Origin of the sequence: Pseudomonas sp. 58 R 3 (genome assembly GCF_900006605.1) — a bacterium.
GTDB classification, from domain to species: Bacteria; Pseudomonadota; Gammaproteobacteria; order Pseudomonadales; family Pseudomonadaceae; genus Aquipseudomonas; species Aquipseudomonas salomonii.
This window is the reverse complement of the sequence record NZ_CVTT01000087.1, coordinates 120,733-138,609: the sequence shown is the minus strand read 5'-3', so window position 1 is coordinate 138,609 and position 17,877 is coordinate 120,733. Positions and strand designations below refer to the sequence as shown.

At 62.2% G+C, this 17,877-nt stretch carries 14 protein-coding genes; all 14 read right to left on the bottom strand.

The annotated features are described in order from the left end of the window. Positions 1 to 47: 47 nt before the first annotated feature. Positions 48 to 611, bottom strand: a complete 564-nt coding sequence (locus BFP92_RS29385) for a hypothetical protein (protein ID WP_065932177.1) — start codon at positions 609 to 611, stop codon at positions 48 to 50. 135 nt (positions 612 to 746) lie between these two features. After that, a complete protein-coding gene (locus BFP92_RS29380; protein ID WP_065932176.1) occupies positions 747 to 1,127 on the bottom strand; it encodes a DUF1090 family protein in 381 nt (126 codons plus the stop codon). Positions 1,128 to 1,562: 435 nt separating this feature from the next. Further along, the gene (locus BFP92_RS29375) at positions 1,563 to 2,612 is read right to left on the bottom strand and encodes a hypothetical protein (protein WP_065932175.1); all 1,050 of its coding nucleotides are present in this window, start codon (positions 2,610 to 2,612) and stop codon (positions 1,563 to 1,565) included. An 11-nt stretch (positions 2,613 to 2,623) separates the two neighbouring features. After that, a complete protein-coding gene (locus BFP92_RS29370) occupies positions 2,624 to 4,432 on the bottom strand; it encodes a hypothetical protein (protein ID WP_065932174.1) in 1,809 nt (602 codons plus the stop codon). A gap of 3 nt (positions 4,433 to 4,435) precedes the next feature. Then, positions 4,436 to 5,722 (bottom strand): hypothetical protein, encoded by a 1,287-nt coding sequence (locus BFP92_RS29365; RefSeq protein WP_065932173.1) that lies wholly within the window; start codon positions 5,720 to 5,722, stop codon positions 4,436 to 4,438. An 11-nt stretch (positions 5,723 to 5,733) separates the two neighbouring features. Continuing rightward, complete coding sequence (locus tag BFP92_RS29360) at positions 5,734 to 6,657, bottom strand: hypothetical protein (protein ID WP_065932172.1); 924 nt, start codon at positions 6,655 to 6,657, stop codon at positions 5,734 to 5,736. 58 nt (positions 6,658 to 6,715) lie between these two features. Further along, positions 6,716 to 9,079 carry a hypothetical protein gene (locus BFP92_RS29355; RefSeq protein ID WP_065932171.1) on the bottom strand — a complete coding sequence of 788 codons (2,364 nt, stop codon included), beginning with the start codon at positions 9,077 to 9,079 and terminating at the stop codon, positions 6,716 to 6,718. A 10-nt stretch (positions 9,080 to 9,089) separates the two neighbouring features. Beyond that, complete coding sequence (locus BFP92_RS29350; protein ID WP_065932170.1) at positions 9,090 to 10,229, bottom strand: hypothetical protein; 1,140 nt, start codon at positions 10,227 to 10,229, stop codon at positions 9,090 to 9,092. Then, a complete protein-coding gene (locus BFP92_RS29345; RefSeq protein ID WP_122528399.1) occupies positions 10,208 to 11,644 on the bottom strand; it encodes an alkaline phosphatase family protein in 1,437 nt (478 codons plus the stop codon). Before BFP92_RS29345 ends, BFP92_RS29350 begins: the two co-directional genes overlap by 22 nt. Further along, positions 11,634 to 12,854 (bottom strand): metabolite traffic protein EboE, encoded by a 1,221-nt coding sequence (eboE, locus tag BFP92_RS29340; RefSeq protein ID WP_065932168.1) that lies wholly within the window; start codon positions 12,852 to 12,854, stop codon positions 11,634 to 11,636. Before eboE ends, BFP92_RS29345 begins: the two co-directional genes overlap by 11 nt. Beyond that, positions 12,851 to 13,735, bottom strand: coding sequence for a TatD family hydrolase (locus BFP92_RS29335; protein ID WP_017136539.1), 885 nt, complete (start codon positions 13,733 to 13,735; stop codon positions 12,851 to 12,853). The genes eboE and BFP92_RS29335 overlap by 4 nt, the downstream gene beginning before the upstream one ends. A gap of 32 nt (positions 13,736 to 13,767) precedes the next feature. Further along, a complete protein-coding gene (locus BFP92_RS29330) occupies positions 13,768 to 14,451 on the bottom strand; it encodes an EboA domain-containing protein (RefSeq protein WP_065932167.1) in 684 nt (227 codons plus the stop codon). Next, the gene (locus BFP92_RS29325) at positions 14,448 to 15,317 is read right to left on the bottom strand and encodes a UbiA family prenyltransferase (protein WP_065932166.1); all 870 of its coding nucleotides are present in this window, start codon (positions 15,315 to 15,317) and stop codon (positions 14,448 to 14,450) included. The genes BFP92_RS29330 and BFP92_RS29325 overlap by 4 nt, the downstream gene beginning before the upstream one ends. Positions 15,318 to 15,322: 5 nt before the next feature. Next, on the bottom strand, positions 15,323 to 17,188 hold the full coding sequence (locus tag BFP92_RS29320; protein WP_065932165.1) for a 3-dehydroquinate synthase: 1,866 nt from the start codon (positions 17,186 to 17,188) through the stop codon (positions 15,323 to 15,325). Positions 17,189 to 17,877 lie beyond the last annotated feature (689 nt).

Genomic DNA, 17,877 nt, shown 5'->3' with positions numbered 1-17,877 from the left:
CCTTAGCCATCAACAATCACCGGTTTATAACCGCGTGGCGATTCAACTCAGCAGTTGAACACCGGCGCATAACGCTCTTCACGCTTTTTAAAGTAAATCGGCGCCATGGGGACTTTTTCGCCATTGACGAAGATGTCCGGCAAGGTCAGCGTAAAGTCGTCCATGTCACCTTTACCCAGGGGTGTGCCTTGGGTGTCGGAGCTGGATATTTGCGCGGGGTCGAACCCTGTTTTCAACTGCTCGACGCTGACCCGGTAAGTCCGCCCGGATGCCAATTGCACGCTCACTTCAGGCGATGCGGCACTTACCCAAAGCGGCGTTTTCGTGTAGCCCTGGCTCGGTTTATAGAGGCGCCCGAACAGACGAAGTTCGCTGTCGGTTGACTTCACATTGCCTGGCCAACTGCGCGTGCCCGGTGGCGCTACATACACCAGCACGCGAACCCAGTTGAGTTTTTCTGGTTGTGCCGTAAAGCTCATGGCCGCGTGTGCACCGGGGCAGGTACGTGAGAGCAGGGCATTCTGGCCCACAGACGACTCCGGATGCAGATAAGGCCCCGTGCTGCAGCCCGCAACCAGTGCCAATAGCGAGCACAGGAGATATTTGTTCATCGGGCAATTCCTTTGCTGTGGTGATATGGCGCCCATTAAAGCATGTCTATCGTATCGGGCTGCACGCAGCAGGCAGCCAAAGAGCAGGCATAAAAAAGCCCGCAACCGCGGGCTCTTCTCACATCACTTTTCGACTTACTTGAACAAACCACCGATGGCATTGATCGCATCCGCAGCCTTGTTCACGTTTTGCTGGTGTTGTGGGTTGGTATCCACCTGCGCCTGGGTGTTGTAGCGCGCGTTACTGCAGCTTTTATTGGTTTGCGTCAGGGCCGCCTGAAAGGCTGTCGCGCGCAAGGTGTCGCCTTTGGCGTTGGCTGCATTGATGTTGGCCTGCAGGTCGCGGATCTGCTGCTGGCAGGAGGTGTTGTTGCCAGTGGTGTTGACGGTGTTGTTGTTGCTGCCACCCAGGGCGGAGGACAGGGCGCCCGTCAGGGCCGTCAGGTCGGCGGCGTGGGCGGGCAGGGCAAACAGGCTGAACAGGGCGGCGGCGGGTGCGAGTTGGGTAAGACGCATGGCAAACCTCAATGTTTGATTGCCTGCACACGTGCCAGCGCCCGAGCTGGCGCAGAGCAATATCCGTATAAGAGTGAGCGCTCGGGTGGAGGGAAATACTATTGGGGCTTTTTTTGTGCCTCAACACTGGCGTTGCAGAAGTGTGAATGCCTTCACGTTGTTGGCGGGTCATGATCTGGGCTGTCTACACCTCTAACCGCTCGGCCCGCACGGACATCAGACAAAGAAAAGCCCACGATGGGGGCGCGGGCTTAAAAGGTGTTCACTTAGGAGCTGAGTTCAGGCTAGGCGCGCCACTGTGAAAACCGCGTGAAAACCGTGTGTGTATTATGTTTTTTGCACCCAGGCATCATGCTCACGCACTGAGCACAATCCATCGTTTCGTGCCTGGCCTGCGACCGTTTTGCTGTTGGGGGACGCGGTATAAGGTCGCTTTCAGAGCGGCACCCGCCTTATCTTGCCGCTTAATGGCACCACCCTGTCGGTAGGCATTGGGATGTGCCGACCGCTCAATCCCATGCCTTCGCTGACCAGTACGGCGCCCGGCACCACGCATAAGTTGGACGGCGTATCCAGGCCGCGCACCAGCACTTCGACTTCCCGGGTGTGCAGGTTGCAACGCAGCAAACGCCCGCTGAACCGGGTGAAACCGCCGTGCAGCGGCTCGCCGCTCCAGTCCGGCAGCAGCGGTTGCTGCAGGTGGCTGCACAGCTCCAGCACCAGCAGCCTGCCGCGCGGGCACAACGCCAGGCCCGTGGGCAATTGCAGGCCGCGTATCACGCCTTCTATTTGCCCGCTGGCCGGGTGCACGCGGATCACTTGACCGGCAAAATCGGCAAAGTCGATGCCCTTGCGCGCCGGGTCGCCGTGCAGCTCGCCGGAGAACAGGCTGATCAGCACGGCGTCCGTCTGCGGTTCGTACACCAATGTCACGGGCACGGCGTCCTGGCCCTGATCGAGTTCCGGCAATTGCGCCAGCACCCGTTCGTCCCGGCCTTCAGTGAATTCCACCAGTTGGTTGGCATCCGGTTTTACCGCCAGCCAGCTGTGGCGCGTTGGGTGGTAGCACAGCGCATTCAAATTGCCTCGACTGTGGAACACCGGTTCAGGTGGGCTGTATTGCAGATCGAGCAGTTGCGAGCCGCCGACATAGTCGGTCAGGCTGGCCAGGCAACGCCCCTCACCGCAGGCAATGTCCGACACGCCCATGATTTCATCGCGCAGCATGCGCGCCTGCATGTTCATGCTGCGAAAGCCGTGGGCGATGACGTCGCCGGGCACGTACTCGCCAGGCCGTGCAGGGTTGGGTTGCAGGTGGCTGATGCGGCCGCTGAACGGCTGGTCCGCCAGGCCGGAGCCGGCTTCGGCCAGCAGCAGGCTGCCGTCGTCTTGCAGGCACAGGCCGCGCGGGTTGAGCAGGCCTTCGGCGATCAGTGTACTGGGGCGCAGCGCCTCAATGGGCTGCGCCGGGATATGCAAGGTCATGGGCTGTGCTCCTATTGCGGTGGCTGCCATGGGCTGCCGGTGAGGTAGGCGCGCAACAATGCCCGTTGGGCCGGCGACATCGAGCGCACGACCGGCATGAACAGCGTGGTGCCTTTATAGGCGTCCGAGGTGCGCGCCAAAATCGCGTTCTTGGCGGCCATGATCGCGTCGGGCTGGTTGAGCGGCACATAGCGGGACATGGCGGGGAAGGCCAGGTAGTGAAAGCGCAACACGTTCGGGTAAACCTGGGCCCAGGTGATGGTGCTGCCCTTGGCTATGCCGAAATCGGTCTGGGCGTATTTGCGCAGGTTGGTGAAGAAGGCGCCATCGCCCACGCCATTGGCCGTGCAGGTCAGCGCGACAAAACCGGCCTGGCCGGCGCTGCCGCTTTTGAGCGTGACCGGAAAACTTACCGTCTGTTGCCCTGCATTCACGGTCAGCGAAGGGGGGAAGTTGAGAAAGTCGACGTACTGCTTTTGACCGTAAACCCCCGGCGCGCTGGCTGCAAGGTTCACCTGGGTGGCGTTGGGCACCGGCCCGCCCAGGTAGCTGACCCGCAAGGTGATGGTCAGGCCATTGGGGTAGTCCTCCAGGTACACATTGCGCTGGTCGGCAGACACCCGGTAAGCGGCCTCGGTGGCGTTGAGTTTTTTACCGTTCACTGCATTGGGCGCAGTGATGTTCAACGCGGTGGTTCGCACGGCTTGCTGTTGGCTGGTACTCAGGGGCAGGTCGACGATACCGCCGTACACATAGTAATTGACCAGCGGGCTGGCGACGGGGTTGAGCGTCGTCAGCGGCGCCGCACCGGCGGCAATGGTCACCGGCCCGTAATTGGCATTCGGCCCGATGGGGCTGGTGATGTCATCGCGCACGGCGCGGAAGGTCTGCTTGGGGATGACATTGACCATATCCAGGCTCAGCAAGCCGTTGTTGCCCAGCGCCGCGTAGGCGGCGTTGCCCGTGGCCTGGTTGACGATCTGGCGGCCCGGTTGGCAGCCCGGCAGTTCGCCGGCAAACGCCGGGGCCAGGGTGCCGATCACCCGGCCGATGCTCGGGTTCGGCGTGTATTTACCGGCGGCGTAATCAGCATCCAACTGCGCCGTGGTCATCTGCGGGCACATCTCGAACATCACAAACCGCAAGACAATGCCCGTCGCCCCCGGCGCCTGAATAATTGCCCTGAGGCCGGCGCTGTTCTGGTTCCAGCTGACGATGCTGCTCAGCGGGAAGGTCAACTGGAACGTGCCACTGGCATGGAACGAGCCCGGTGCGTCCATTTTTGCCGGGTCGAGCACGCGGCCGGTCACGTCGTAACTGCTGCATACCGCATTGTTGCGGATCAGCAACTGGATGTTGTCGTTGCCACCAATTTGCAGGCCACCCACAAATATCTGCGTGGTGGTCGAGGCGCTGGGGTCCAGGTCCACCATCATCGGGCCGGAGACCGGGCCCTGGCCGGTCACCGGGTCCACCGAACCGAGCAGGTACACCGGCTGGCCAATCATGTCGCCGGTGGTGCTGATGTTGCCCGGCACACCCTGGGAGCTGATCAAGGCATTCTGCATGTCCACCACGTGCTGGCCGTAGTGGTTCCAGCCGCCGGCCGTGTAGTAATTGCCTGCCGGCGCGTTGATCATGTTGTTCAACTGGTCATCGGTATAAGACTGCGCACCCGGCGCCAGGGTCGAGGTGGTCAGGTCGAACAGCGGCCAGTTCGGGTTGCCATTGAACGGAATGGTCGGTGAGTTGTTCGGCAAGCTCACGTCCGTGCGGATGCCGCCCCAGAAATTCAGTCGTGGTCCATTGAGGATGCTCATGGTCTATTCCTTGTCCGTGGCGTGTGGGGTGACGGGCGGGTTGGCAAATTTGAACAGGTACGAGAAGTCAGACTTGAACGGGCTCTTCACCGGCGTCGCCATGGAGTGGCAATTCATGCAGCTGCTGTTGGGCTGGATATAGCTCTCCATGGTCACGTTGGCCGACAGTGCCGGCGTCGGCTGGCCCAGCGGGTTGCTCGGGTTGTTGGGCATCAGCGGACGCTGGGTGGTGATGAGCTGGTAGTACTTCAAGACGCTGCGTTGCAGGCCGGGGCTGGCCTGGTAGTTGGCATTCACCCAGCCTGTGGCGTCGGCAATCGGTGTGACGCGGTTGAGCGGGTTCGGCGTCTTGAACGTGGTGCCGGGCTTGGGCACGCAGACCAGTTGCGTGCCCTGGGTTTGCCAGTTGCACGGCGACTGGTTGAGCGTGGCAGCCGGGGCCACAGGGTTGTAGTAGGAATACGCCGTACCGGACACCGGTTGATCGACCCACTGGCCATTGACCCTGGCCTTGGGCGGCACGTTTTCGATCTGCTCGAAGGTCGACCAGATCCACTGCGGGTAGCCATTGACCTTGGTGATGATATGCAGGCCCACCAGCCCCAGATACGCCTCGGTCACGCCGGTGCGCTGGCCCTGGTTGTTGAAGGTGGCCACGCGCGCAATCTGGGTCAGGTAATGGCTGGCGTTGTCCCTGGGCGTGAGGATGCGCCAGCTCGATTTGATCTCGATCACCCCGTTGGGAAAGCTGATGTTGCTGGCCTTGGACACCACATTCGCGTTGTAGAAGCGGTTGCCGACAATGTAGTTATAGGACGCCTGGTTGGCCGAGATGTCGTAGTAGGTCGGGTTGCCCGCCTGGTCGATCAACCAGCCACCGACCGCCTGGTCGATGGAGTTGACCAATGAACTGTTCTTCAACGCGGCAATATTGATAATGCCCAGGCTGCGGGCCGTCAGTGGGCTGTTCCACGGCCCAGGGTTGGCGGCGCCGGGCAGGAAGATCTCACTGACGGTCTTGTAGGTTTGCCACACGGTGTAGCCCGAATCCCCAGGCTGTTTGTTGCAATTGGGCGTGCCGCGCTGCCCGTCCTGGGCCGGCCAGTTCAGGGCGACGAACATCTGCCAGCTGTATTGATCGAACTGGTCCTGCGGCGCATTGGCGGCCGGGGCGCTGGTGGGTGGCTGGCAATTGAGCTGGGTGGCCAGCAGCGACGGCTGCGGTGCTTCGCGCGCCAGGGCCGGCAGGCTGACCAGCCCCAGCAGCATCACACTCAGTAGGGTTTTCATGATGATTATCCTCAAGGCTTGCGCTGCATCAGTTGGTTCCATTGCGCCTTATGGCCGTTGCTCCGGGACGCCGGCGGCTCGAACAACTGGCACGGCGGCGGGTTGGACGGGCACATGGCGGCCACTTGGTCCCAGGTCTGTTTCGGGTCGGGTTTGGCGATACGGAAGTTGGTGTAGTTCTGGCTCACGATCGGCGCATTGGCCACGCTGGTGTCCCCGGAGAAGAAGAACGACTGCGGCGAGCGGTAGGGCGGTGCGCCGGTCTGGCGCTTGTTAAAGGCATACCCAAACAGGATCGGCCCCGCCGGTGATTGCAGGTCGAGGGCATAGGCCTGCACGCTGGCGTTGAGGTTTTTGCTGCGCTCGGCGCTGTAGGGCAGATGCTCGATAAAGTCCTGGCGCGGCGGGTGGTTCATCGGCGAAAACATGCAGCACGCCGGCATGTCTTTCGGGCGGTCCTGCGGGTAAGTCAAAAAGTACGCCTTGTTGCCCAGGGACACGAACGAGCAGGTGTAGTTGTTGTTCTTGATCGGAAAGATCGGCAGGCAGTACTTCTCGTAGTGCTCCATCATCGCGCCGAAACCGTCGCCATCCGGCGGGATGTACGTGGTGTCGTAATAGCTCGTCCCGCGCGAGACCGTGTAGTCGGCAGGTGTGAGGGTTGAGGGTGGATTGCTATAGGGCGGCGGGTTTTTCGCGTAGTTGTTGGTGACCCGGTACATGGTCCAGTCGCTGATCCATTGCGCCGGGAAAAACGGATCGGAAGGCTCGCCGGGCATGCGTTTGGCGATGCAGTTGCCGTTCTGCGCATTACATCCTTCGCTGTTGTGCACACCATTGGTGAAGTACACGGCGCCGCTGTCGTCGGCGGCAAACACGGCGGGGCTGAGCAACACAAGCAGCAGCAACAGTCGGCTCAAAAGGCGGGTGTTCATGGGGCACTCCTGTGGGGTGCCGGGCAGCCGTCAGGCTACCCGCGCTCCTGTGTGTGGCTTAGTGGTAGTCGCTCATGCTCAATTGCACGGGCGGGTAGTTGCATTTCACCAGGGCGTTCGCCCACAGCTCCAGCACGGCTCGACGGCTTTGCGGCATGTCCCGCGTGATGGGCATCGCCAGGGTGCTTTCTTCCTGATAGGGCTTGCTGATCAACACAATCAGCTGGTCCACCGCGCCCTCAATGCGCGACAAGGAATTGAGCGGCATGAACTTGCTCATGATCGGGTACAGGTAATAGAACGGCTGGAGGATGTAGGGATAGATGAAGGTCTCCCAGATCAGCTGGCCGGCGTTTTCGCGCTGATAAATCAGGTTCCAGGCGTCGACGAAGTTCTGCTGCAACTGCGGCTCCAGCGGCAGCACGCGCAGGGGGGCGAGGAAGTCGGTGAAGGCCGTGGGCAGCGGGAAGCTGAACGGGATCGCCGGGGCCTGCTGACCTTCCTGCACAAAGAAACGCAAGGTCGGAAAACCCGGCGCCTGGGCCGTAACGGTCAGGTTGGCGATGCCGTTGGCGTCGGTCTGGATCTTCGCCAGGCTGTATTGCACCGTGCTGTTGAGCGGGTCTTGCAAAGTGCCCTGCATGGCGATTGGGTTGGCGAACGTGAGCGTTGGGCTTAAGGCGACGGCGGCAGGTGTCGGTAAGAACTCCTGATAGGTCACCGGCGTCATTTGATCGGCCGACACCGCCAGCCGCGTGGCCATCAATTGGCGGCCGGTGCCCTCGGTCACGTGACTGCGCAGCGGGGTTGCGCCCTGGAATTGCGGCCAATTGGCGCTGTTTTTAGTCAGGTTGGCCGGGTCGTTGTTAAACAGCGTGAAGTTCGCCGCGTTGCTGAAAGCCAGGTAATAATCGGTGGTACACAGCATGTAGGCATTGCCGTATTCGGCCACCCACAAGGTGGTGCCGGCGGGCGCGGGCAGGCCGTCGTATTGCACCATCACCTGCAGGGTTCTGGTATCGCCCACGTCGATAAAGCTGGCGCTCTCGACCACTTCGGCGGTCCACATCTGCTGGGTCGCGGCGATCACGGGCGTGGTGCCGGGCTGTTGCAATTCCAGGGTGCCGGTTTGCAGGAGTGCCTGGGCGTCCACGCCCAGCGGCAGGTCGAGGATGCCCGCGCGTTTGTCGAAGGCCGCCTGTTGATAATCGTCATAACCAAAACTGGCCAGCGGGCTGAATTGTGTGCCCTGGCGGATGCCGATCTGGTAATTGCCCGCCTGGAATTTGGCCGCGACCGGGATGTCCGCCGTCTTGTCGATCGGGTAGAACGGGAAGGCATTGCCCAGGTCCAGCGACAAGGTGTCGTCGTGGGCCTGCGCCGAGATTACCCCGAGCTGCGCCTGGGTGGCCGTGCCTGGCGAGGTCTTGTAGATGGGCACTGCGCCCGCCGGCACCAGGCGCCGGCCGGCGGGGGCGGTGGGGAACTCATCGTCGAGCCACAGGCCCAGGGTGCCGACCGTGCGGCTATAGGCCGGGTTGAAGAAAATATCGCCGACGTTATCCAGCCCCTGTTGGTACATGGCCTGCACTTGGGCCTGGGCTGCGGCGCTGGAAGAGTGGGTGTCGATCGGCGGGTAGTTGTTGAGGATGCCGTTCTTGTCGTAGCACGTCAGGTAGGTTGAAAAACGGAACATCAAGCCCTTGGCATTTTGCTGCGCCATCTGGGTTTGCAGGTTTTGCAGCAAGGCCGAATTGCCGATCACCCATTCCAGGTTTTCTTTGGGGAAACAGGTTTGCCAGGTGGTGGTCACGTAGGCCAGGCCGCCGAGGTTGGCCCAGTTGAAGTTGAGGAAACGGTCGAGCATGCGGAACTGGCGATTGAGCGTCAGGCCGCACGCGGCATTGCCCAGCACCAGCTTGTCGAAGTACAGCGCGGTAAAAGTGTTCTGCCACGGGCTCACGTCGACAAACCTCGCCGGCGAGCTCGGCGCACCGCCGAAGGGGTTGCCGAGCAGCTGGAAGCTCTGGTTGATCAGCGGGTCCTGGCTCACATAACCACCGCCCGGCAACTCGCCGCCGGTGATCACCGACTGGGTCTGGTTGTAGCTCACGGTGCCGCAGGCATTGTCGCCAAACAGGTTCCACTCGCCAGGGATCATCGGCGTGGTCAACTGCGCGGCGTTGCCCGGCACCTGCATCACGTAATCGGGCACGCTGGCGGGCGGCAGCGGGGCGATGGTCCAGGGCAGCAAGGTGCTGGCGGCGTTCAACGGGGTGATGTCGAAGGCCTTCAGGAACGGCCAGTTCATCTGCATTTTTACCGCATCGTACAGCGGGTACATGTCATTGTTGTTGGCGGTCGGCGGGTTCCAGAACATATGGCCGCCCAGGTAGATACGCGGGAAATTCAAGACGCTCATGTGAGGCTCCTTAGCGTTGCCACTGGGCGCGTTTGAGCGACCAGACAAAGTCCAGTTTGTGGTAGCCGACAAAGTCGGAGGCGGGTAGCGGCGCGGTGGGGTAGACGATGCCGCCGTCTTTGTTCAAGGCGAAATTGAAATAGCCCTGCTTGGGCGAGTAAGCGGCGGTGCCATGGCAGGCGAAGCACGAAGACTGGCTCTGGAAGGCCGATTCCAGCTGGGAGTTGGCCAGTAACGTTGGCGTGGTGTTGGATTGCACGCCGATCAGTTCGTACTGCGCCAGCGCCGGGTATTGGGCCTGGAAGGTGGTGTTCACCGGCTGCGCCGCCGCTGTTGGCCCGGTGCTGTTGGTCATGGGCGCGGCGGGGGCGGCGTTGGTCACCGTGTACTGGCTGTTGTTACGGTTTTCGAAGGTGGTCCACACCCAATCGGGGTTCAGCTTGTTGATCACATGCAAGCCGCTCAGCGCCGCATAGCCGACCTGATACTGCTTGCCCTGTTGGTAATAGGCCTGGGCGATGTAATAACCCTGGCTGGCCAATTGTTGCTGGTAGGCCGTGTCGTTACCGATCCACAGCCACGCGGCTTTGAGCTCCCAGGCGGTGGAGGGGAAGTTCAGGTCGCTGGTGAGTGCGGCCTGGCCATTCACGTTGTAAACCTTCTGCTGCAGGATGTAGTTGAAGGTGTCCTGGCCCATCAGCAGTTGGAAGCGCACTGCCTGGCCTTTTTCGGCCGCCGGCACCTGGCCGCCCATTTGCAGGATCAACCCGTCCACCTGTTGCGTGGCGTTGAGGTTATGCAAGATGCGGTTGGGGTTCATGCCCATCGCCTGGGCCTGGGTCAGCACGGCGGCGGGTGGTGGCACGCTTTGGCCGTAGGGCAGCGGTTGGGCGCCGTTAGGCAGGTAGACCTGGTCCGACGGTTTCAGGGTTTCCCAGACCCGGTCAGGGCTTTGCGCGCCGGCGGGCTGGTTCAGGCAGGCGAACCAGTTCCAGGCGAGGGTGTCGGGGCCTTGGGTGAAGGCGGCCCGGGTGGCGTCGAGATTGCCTCCAAACTGCAAAAAGTTGCTGCAGTCGAAGGGGTTGGTGTCCTGTGCCTGGGCCAATCCGGCCAGGGCACTCAGGACCGTTATCGATAAGGCTCGCCGCATGAAAGCTCCTTGGCATTCGCCAGTTCGAGGTGAGGGCGCCCCAGGAAGTGCTCCAGGAGCAGTTGCTTGACTGCCGTCGCCGCCAGTTGCTGCGGCAACGCCAGGTCGCAATTGGTGATCAGCAGCGGGCCGGTCTGCGTGCTGGTGGGCAGGCGGCCATGGCTGCCACGGACTAGCCCCGTGTCCAGTGGGATCAGGTCCATGTAGTAGCGAAAACCGAGCTTTTTTTGCAGCAGGCGGCGCGCCACTTTGAGCCTGGGCAAGCGAATGGCCGGGTCGATAAACAGCTCCACCGGGTCGTAGCCGGGCTTGCGGTGAATGTCCACGGTGCGCGCAAAATCCGGCGCTTTGCGCTCATCCAGCCAGTAGTAGTAATCGAACCAGAACCCGGCAGCGGCCACGGCCACCAACTCGCCGCTGCGGGGGTGGTCGAGCTGCCAGGCGCGTTGCTCGGCCTTGTCCAGCACCTGCTCGATGCCGGGCTGGCACTGCAACAAGGCTTTAACGCGAGGGATGTCTTGCACGTGCTTTACATAGACATGCGCGACCTGATGGTCCGCCACCGCAAACGCCGCGCTGGCGCCGGGGTCGAGCAGTTCCCAGCTCAAGGATTGGCGCACCTGCAACAGGCCTTCGGCGCGCAGCACGCGGTTGATCGACACCGACTGCGCGACGGCTTCGATGCCGTACTCAGACAGCAGCATCACCGCCGCGCCCTGGGCCTCGGCGAAGGCCAGCAAACGCCCGACTTCGTGGTCGATGGCGCGCACTTCATCAGCAATCGACGGGTGCTCAGGCCCCACGCGCTGCAAGCTGTAATCAAGGTGGGGCAGGTAGATCAATTGCAGGTGCGGCCGGCTGATCTGGAACTCGGCCATGGCGCACTCGACGATCCAGCGGCTCGACGCGATGCCCGCCGCCGGCCCCCAAAAACCGTGGAAGGGGAACTCGCCAATCTGCGCCTCGATCTGCTCATGCAAACCGGGCGGCGACGAATACAGGCCAAATTGCTTGCGCCCATCGGCCGGGTAATGCGGGCGCGGGGTGATGGAGGCGTCCACATCGGCGTACATGTTGTACCACCAGAACAACTGGCTGCAGCGAAAGCCCGGCATTTCACGCTTAAGGGTGTGCCAGACCTTTTCGCCCTGGATCAGCGCATTGGGTTGCAGCCAGAAACGCACTTCGGCCTGGTCGCGAACGTACCAGCCATTGCCGACAATCCCATGCTGCGACGGCGGCGCTCCGGTAAGGATCGAGGCCTGCACCGTGGACGTCACGGCGGGGAACACCGGTTGCAGGCTGGCCAGCTTGGCGGTCTTGAGCAGCGCGTTGATCTGCGGCGTCGCCTCGCCCAGCAGCGACGGCGTCAGCCCGACCACATTGATCAGCAGCAGCGGTTGCTCAGAGCGCATCGGCATACGCCTCCTGCACCAAGGATTGCAGCAGGTTGCGCTGGCGCAATTGGCCCTCGACCCAACGCAACTCAGCGGCGATACCTTCCAACTGCGCCTGTTGCGTGGTGGGCCGCAGTTGCGCGGGCAGCACGCCCCAGCTGTAGGTTTCCACCTCCAGCACCGGGCGAAACTCGGTGTGGGCGGCCAGGTAGTCGAAGGTCTGGGCCAGGGCCACCTGGCTGCCGCGCAGTTCGGGCAACAGCAGGTGTTCGCTGAACAGCGGGATATGGAAGTGAATGCGCAGCTCGTTGAACCCGGCGCACGCCTGCAGGGCCGCCGGCAGGTCGGGCCAGGCCACACGGCCGCCCTGTGCATCGAGTGCCTTGACCTGGTGCAGGTAGGTGGCTTCGGCAAAGCTTGCGAGGGTGTCGAGCACGGCTTCGCGCCGCGTGGCATCGTCGGGCGGTAAGTGGCAGATCATCGCGTTGGACAGCTGCACCTTGCCCACCGGCACGCCGGCCGCACGCAGCCGGTCCAGGGATTGATAACAATCCTCGTACATCACTGCTTGGTGGCACACATCAAAACACAGCGCCAGGTAGGCATGGTTCGGGTCCATGGCCTGCCGGCGCTGGAAGAAGGCGAGGGTCTGCTCGGTGTTTTCCAGCACACAGTCGGGCTCCATCTCCAGGCAAAACACAATGTTCTTGCCGGTTTTGCGCTGCAGATCGGCAAGTGCCTCCGTGAGTTGGCTGAGGTGTTCATCGGCGCGCAGTTGCCGCGCTTTGCTCCAGGTTGCGGCATAGCCCAGCGGCACCGTGGAAATCACTCCTTGGCGGCAATCGTCGGGCAGGGCGTGGGCAAGGATGTGCGCCAGGTCCAGGCTGTAAGCCAGCCGTTGCGGGTCGGCCCAGCTGGGCAAATACACCTCGGCTTTCACCGCGCCTTTGTGGAAGTCGCCGTAGGGGAAACCGTTCAGTGAAGTCAGGCGCACGCCGCTTTGCTTTAGCAACTGCACAAACTGCGTGCGTGCCGAGGCGTGCTGTAATTGCGCCGCCGCCTGGGCGCAGATCCACAGGCCGCTGTCTTGTTGCTCCAGCCCGCGCAAGGTGCGCACACCCTGAAAATGCTCGGTGATGGAGGCGCGCAGCGCGGCCAGGTCGCGGGCCGGGTGCACATTGCTGCAATAGCCGATCTGGCTGGCCGTCCAGCCCTTGGCGGCGCTCATTTGACCACCGGGTCCTGGCCACGCAAGGCCGAGTTTTCCTGCCATTGCTTGCGCTGGTCGATGGGCAGCGGCGTGCTCACCAGGGCTTTGTCGAGCTGGCCGCTCTGGGCAAAAAAGTCCACCGGGTTATGGAACAGCACCTGTTCGACCTGGGCTTCACTGAACCCGGCCGCGAGCATCGCCTGGCCGGTCTTGGGCACCTTGAGCGGGTCGCTGATGCCCCAGTCCGCCGCGCTGTTGACCACCATTTTTTCGGTGCCGTATTCCTGCAGCAACGCGACCATGCGCTGCTCCGACATCTTGGTGTTGGGGTAGATCGAATGGCCGCGCCAGCAGTCGCTGTCGAGCACCAGCGGCAAGGTCAGCTCATTGAGGTGGTCGATGATCACCAGGTGCTCGGCAATCCCCACTTCGCGGATCACGGCGAGGGTGCGTTTGGTGCCGCCGATCTTGTCGCGATGCGGCGTGTGTACCAGCACCGGCAGGTTGAATTGCTTGGCCAGTTCCAGTTGCGCGGCGAGGAAGCGGTCCTCTTCGGGGGTGATGTCGTCGTAGCCGATTTCACCCACCGCCACCACGCCGTCCTTGACCAGATAACGCGGCAGAATCTCCAGCACTTCATTGGCAATCGACAGGTCATTGGCCTCCTTGGGGTTCAGGCCGATGGTGCAGAAGTGGTGGATGCCGAACATGCTCGCGCGAAAGCGTTCCCAACCCAGCAGCGTGTCGAAATAATCGACGAAACTGCCCAGGCTGGTGCGCGCCTGGCCTTGCCAGAACGCCGGCTCGATCACCCCGGTGATGCCGGCGGCGGCCATGTTCTGGTAGTCGTCGGTGGTGCGGCTGACCATATGGATATGCGGATCGAAATACTTGAGCATGGTGAATCCTCGTCAAGGGAAGGCGATGTGCATCAGTTCAGGTAGGCGTGCCATTCGGGCGGCAGGCGCAGGCCGCGCAGGCGCTGTAATTGCGCCGGGCTGAGCAGGTCAAAGGCGATCGCTTTGGGCAAGCCTGGGGATACGGTGCGCGAGGCCGCGAGCTGTTCGTCGAGCAGGTCGAGGGCCAGTTGGTTGAGGTTCACGCTATGGTGCTGGGCCAGGTTCGCCAGGCGCCCGATGTCGAGGCCCATGCCGAGTGCCTTGAGCACTAGCTGGTGAAAGGCGCGTTCCGGGTAATGACGTGATGGGTAGGCGGTGTCGAGGGCCAGCGCGGCAAATACCTGCGGGTTGCTGGTGCGCCCGGCCTGCAACGCCAGCTCCAGGCACAGCCCGTCGCGGTCGAGCCAGTCGAGGGCGCTGAGCAGGGCGATTTTTTCCTGATCGTCGCCCCACCGGAACAGTTGGCGCAGCAGCGGCAGGTGATCGTCTGTTGGCGTGTGTTCCAGTGCCTTGGCTATCAGCAGTGCCCGGGCTGGCGCGACAACAGCGGCGGGCAACTGGCGCTTGCACTGGCCGCTCAGCAGCGCCACGGTGGACGCAAGCGGCTGCGCTTCTAGCTGTGCATGCGCCTGCAGCCACCACTGCAGTTGCGTGGCATCCAGCTGTTGAGTGAGGCTCAAGCGAAGGTCGGCGAGAGAGTCCGGGCGCATGTTCATGTCGGCTTGATCCAGCGCTGAAAGTGGGGAAGCAGGAAAAACACCAGCACACACACCAGGCTGCCCAACGGCTGGTTCGCCACCGCCAGCACCAGCGCATCGAACAACGGCAGCGCGGCCAAACCTGCGCCGATAAACGCGCGCACCTGGCGCTGTTGCGGGTGGGCCAGGTGTTTCCAGTAATGCCAGCCCAACCAGCCCAGCCACAGCAGCAATACCGGCCAGAACCACAGGTTGCTGGAGTAGAACGCCAGCGCCAGCGGGCTGAGCATCAACAGCAGTGGCAGGCGGCTGATCAGTTGGTTGCGATGCTCCTGGCGGGCCAGGTAGGTCAGGCCGCTGATGTACGCGCCAAGCAGCATCGCGCACAGCCAGATCGGCTCCGGCGGCACCGCCAGGCTGGCGGCGGCGGTGAGGTACAGCGCCGAGCGGCAGGCGCCCATCAGCCACACGCTGTGGGCATATTTTTTATGCAGCAGGTTGTAGCCGAAAATGCAGCCCACCAGCAGCACCACGCCGCCAAGCAGCCAATGCGGCGTGTCGATCAAACGGCTCAGGCCCAGCACCGCCGCTGCCGCGAACACCAGCAGCAAGGCTGTGGCTACGCCGACTTGCTGGCGGCTGGCAAGTCCCAGGGTGATGGGGCGCGGGTTGTGGTGTTGCGCGTCCCAGTCGGCATCGAGCAGGTCATTCAAGAACATCCCGGCCAGGTACAGCAGCGACAGTGTGATCAACAGCAGCCCCCACACCAGCGACGACGGCGGCGCCAGGGCGCCGGCGCTGCTGGCGAGCAGGGCGGCGGCCAGGGTATTGGTCCACACCGTGGGCAGGTTGGACACGCGGCCGAGGGTCATCCAGGTTTTCATCGGGCTCATCGCGCGTAGCCCTCGGTGGCAGGCAGTGCCGGGTTGCTGTGGGCCGCCAGCCGTTGCAGCGCCGCGTGCATTTTTGCGCTGTCGATTGCATGCAGGTCCACCGATTGGCCGATGCCGGTGAGCATGGGGATCGACAGTTGCCCGCCCAGGTGCTGGCGAAATTCCTCCAGGCCGAGCAACAGCGGCGAGCGGCCCTGGGCATCGGTCACACTCAACTCCGGCGGGCACAGGTTGAAGCCCAGCGTGTGCAGCAGGCTCATCACCCGCTCTGTTTCGGAATCGCTCAACAGGCCCAGTGCGTTCGCGTAAAGCCCATCCAGCGCCATGCCCACGGCGACGGCTTCGCCATGGCGCAGCCGGTGGTGGCTGAGGTTTTCCAGTTTGTGCGCGGCCCAGTGCCCGTAATCCAGCGGGCGACCGTTGCCGCGCTCGAACGGGTCACCGGCGCCGGTGATATGCCCCAGGTGCAGTTCGGCGCAACGGCGAATCGCATAGCGGCTGGCCGCGTGGTCGAAGTGGGCGAGGGCGCTGGCGTTGGCTTCCATCCACTGGAAGAACGCGGCGTCCTTGATCAGCGCCACTTTCACCGCCTCGGCCAGCCCGGCGATCTGGTCGCGGCGGGTGAGGCTGGTGAGCAGTTGGAAGTCGTTGATCACGGCGGTGGCGGGGTAGAACGCGCCGAGCAGGTTCTTCTGGCCGAAGGCATTGATGCCGTTTTTGACGCCGATACCGGCATCGTTCTGGGCCAGCACTGTGCTGGGAATACGGATCAGCCGGATACCCCGGTGGAAAGTCGCGCAGGCGTAACCCACCGCATCCAGCACTGCACCGCCGCCCAGGGCCAGCACGTAGCAATGCCGGTCCAGGCCGTGTTGCAGCATGTCGCTGTAGAGTTGCTGCAACACCTCTGAGGTTTTACTCAGTTCACCGGCGGGCACGGCGATAGGCGCGGCGAGCAACCGCAGATCGGCATGGGCCGCGAAGTAAGCGTCGATCTGGTCGCGCAACGCAGGCGCGCTGTGCAGCAGTTGCTCATCGGCGAACACCATTACCGTGACCGGCGCAGGGTGCTGGGTGATGAGCTGGTGGTGCAGGCACGGGTTGAGCGGGTCGAACAGGTGGTCGGTGAAGATCACCGGGTAGTCATAGGCGACCGTGAACCGCCCACGCAGGGGCTGGTCCTCACTGGGCTTGCGTTTGAGCAGGCTGTAAATCGCCACAAACACCAGCGGCAACACCATGCTGGCCAGCACCGTGACCAGCAATGAATTCTGCTCGATCAGGAAGGTGCCGATGGCCGTGTAGGCCAGCGCCAGGCCGGCATTGGCCAAGGTGGTGATCAGCAAAAAGGCCCGCAGCGGGTAGCGTTGCATTCCGGCGGCCACCACCGAGGTTTCCGCCAGCACCGGCACACCGCGCAGGCAAATCAACGACAGCGTGCCCAAGCGGTACGCCAACTGCCCGGGCGAGCGCTGATGCAAGCCAAGGCGGCCGGACAGCAAACGAAAATAACCGGCGCCCAACGCATACCCCAAGCCTGCACCCAGGCACAGCCCGATAAAGATCACCAGGTAACCGCCGACACTGCCGAGCATGGCCACCCCCAGCAACGCCACCATGCTCGACGGCACGGGCAGCACCACATCCAGCGCCAGCAGGGCGATCAGCAGCAGCGCCAGGTTGAATACCTGGGCAGGCGTGGACGGTTGGTAGAGGTTGAGGTGAATCAGGAAGTCTTGGATCTGTTGTTCAAACAACAGAAAGCTGGCAATCACCAGTACAGAAAAGCACACCAATGACAGCCAAAAATGTTCGGCTGGGCCCTTTTTCGTGAACGCACGATACCACCGGCTGCGCTTCATCAAAGCATCCCTTTTGAGTGTTGAGACTTGAGTTCCGTGTCTGTGTCAGGCGCTGTTTTTAGAGCAATAAAACCCCTCACCTGGCGGGCAGGTTTTGTGCGTAATGGCTGATGGCTTTCACGGTATTCATGAACGTAGCCGGTTGTGGTTGTTTTGCAAGTTTGTGCGCAAGGGAGTTTGAAAAGGGCGTTTTAGAGGAGAAGGTTTAGCGGTGATTATTCAATATTTACAATTAGTTGTATGGCTTTTATGGCGGCGTCAAGAAGCTGTTGGTGATGACCGTTGCAAGTAACAAGTTGAGTTCAACAACGTGAAGTTTGTTTGGTGAATTATTGCGGCTGGCTATAACAAGTTTATGTGGGCGTAGTTGTCGAGAACTGTTCCGTTTAATGCGATGTGCTTCCAAAGAACTCAAATACTCAGCAGGTCCATTGTGGGAGCGGGCTTGCTCGCGAAAGCGCAGTGTCAGTCAGCACATATGTGGCTGACCCACCGCATTCGCGAGCAAGCCCGCTCCCACATTTTTTACCGCGTTTATGCCATTGCCTTGGTGGGTTTCAGGCACTCTATTGAGCGATCCACCGTGGTGCGGGCAAGCTCCAGCAAATGCCACACCGCCAGAATCTTCGCGCGTTCGGGGCTGGCGAGCATTTCACTGCAATTGAGCGTGGTGGCCGAAGCGCTGTCGA

Coding starts and splice junctions, on each gene's coding strand:
- BFP92_RS29385 (WP_065932177.1), bottom strand. CDS start 611: ATGAACAAATATCTCCTGTGCTCGCTATTGGCACTGGTTGCGGGCTGC.
- BFP92_RS29380 (WP_065932176.1), bottom strand. CDS start 1,127: ATGCGTCTTACCCAACTCGCACCCGCCGCCGCCCTGTTCAGCCTGTTT.
- BFP92_RS29375 (WP_065932175.1), bottom strand. CDS start 2,612: ATGACCTTGCATATCCCGGCGCAGCCCATTGAGGCGCTGCGCCCCAGT.
- BFP92_RS29370 (WP_065932174.1), bottom strand. CDS start 4,432: ATGAGCATCCTCAATGGACCACGACTGAATTTCTGGGGCGGCATCCGC.
- BFP92_RS29365 (WP_065932173.1), bottom strand. CDS start 5,722: ATGAAAACCCTACTGAGTGTGATGCTGCTGGGGCTGGTCAGCCTGCCG.
- BFP92_RS29360 (WP_065932172.1), bottom strand. CDS start 6,657: ATGAACACCCGCCTTTTGAGCCGACTGTTGCTGCTGCTTGTGTTGCTC.
- BFP92_RS29355 (WP_065932171.1), bottom strand. CDS start 9,079: ATGAGCGTCTTGAATTTCCCGCGTATCTACCTGGGCGGCCATATGTTC.
- BFP92_RS29350 (WP_065932170.1), bottom strand. CDS start 10,229: ATGCGGCGAGCCTTATCGATAACGGTCCTGAGTGCCCTGGCCGGATTG.
- BFP92_RS29345 (WP_122528399.1), bottom strand. CDS start 11,644: ATGCGCTCTGAGCAACCGCTGCTGCTGATCAATGTGGTCGGGCTGACG.
- eboE (WP_065932168.1), bottom strand. CDS start 12,854: ATGAGCGCCGCCAAGGGCTGGACGGCCAGCCAGATCGGCTATTGCAGC.
- BFP92_RS29335 (WP_017136539.1), bottom strand. CDS start 13,735: ATGCTCAAGTATTTCGATCCGCATATCCATATGGTCAGCCGCACCACC.
- BFP92_RS29330 (WP_065932167.1), bottom strand. CDS start 14,451: ATGAACATGCGCCCGGACTCTCTCGCCGACCTTCGCTTGAGCCTCACT.
- BFP92_RS29325 (WP_065932166.1), bottom strand. CDS start 15,317: ATGAAAACCTGGATGACCCTCGGCCGCGTGTCCAACCTGCCCACGGTG.
- BFP92_RS29320 (WP_065932165.1), bottom strand. CDS start 17,188: ATGAAGCGCAGCCGGTGGTATCGTGCGTTCACGAAAAAGGGCCCAGCC.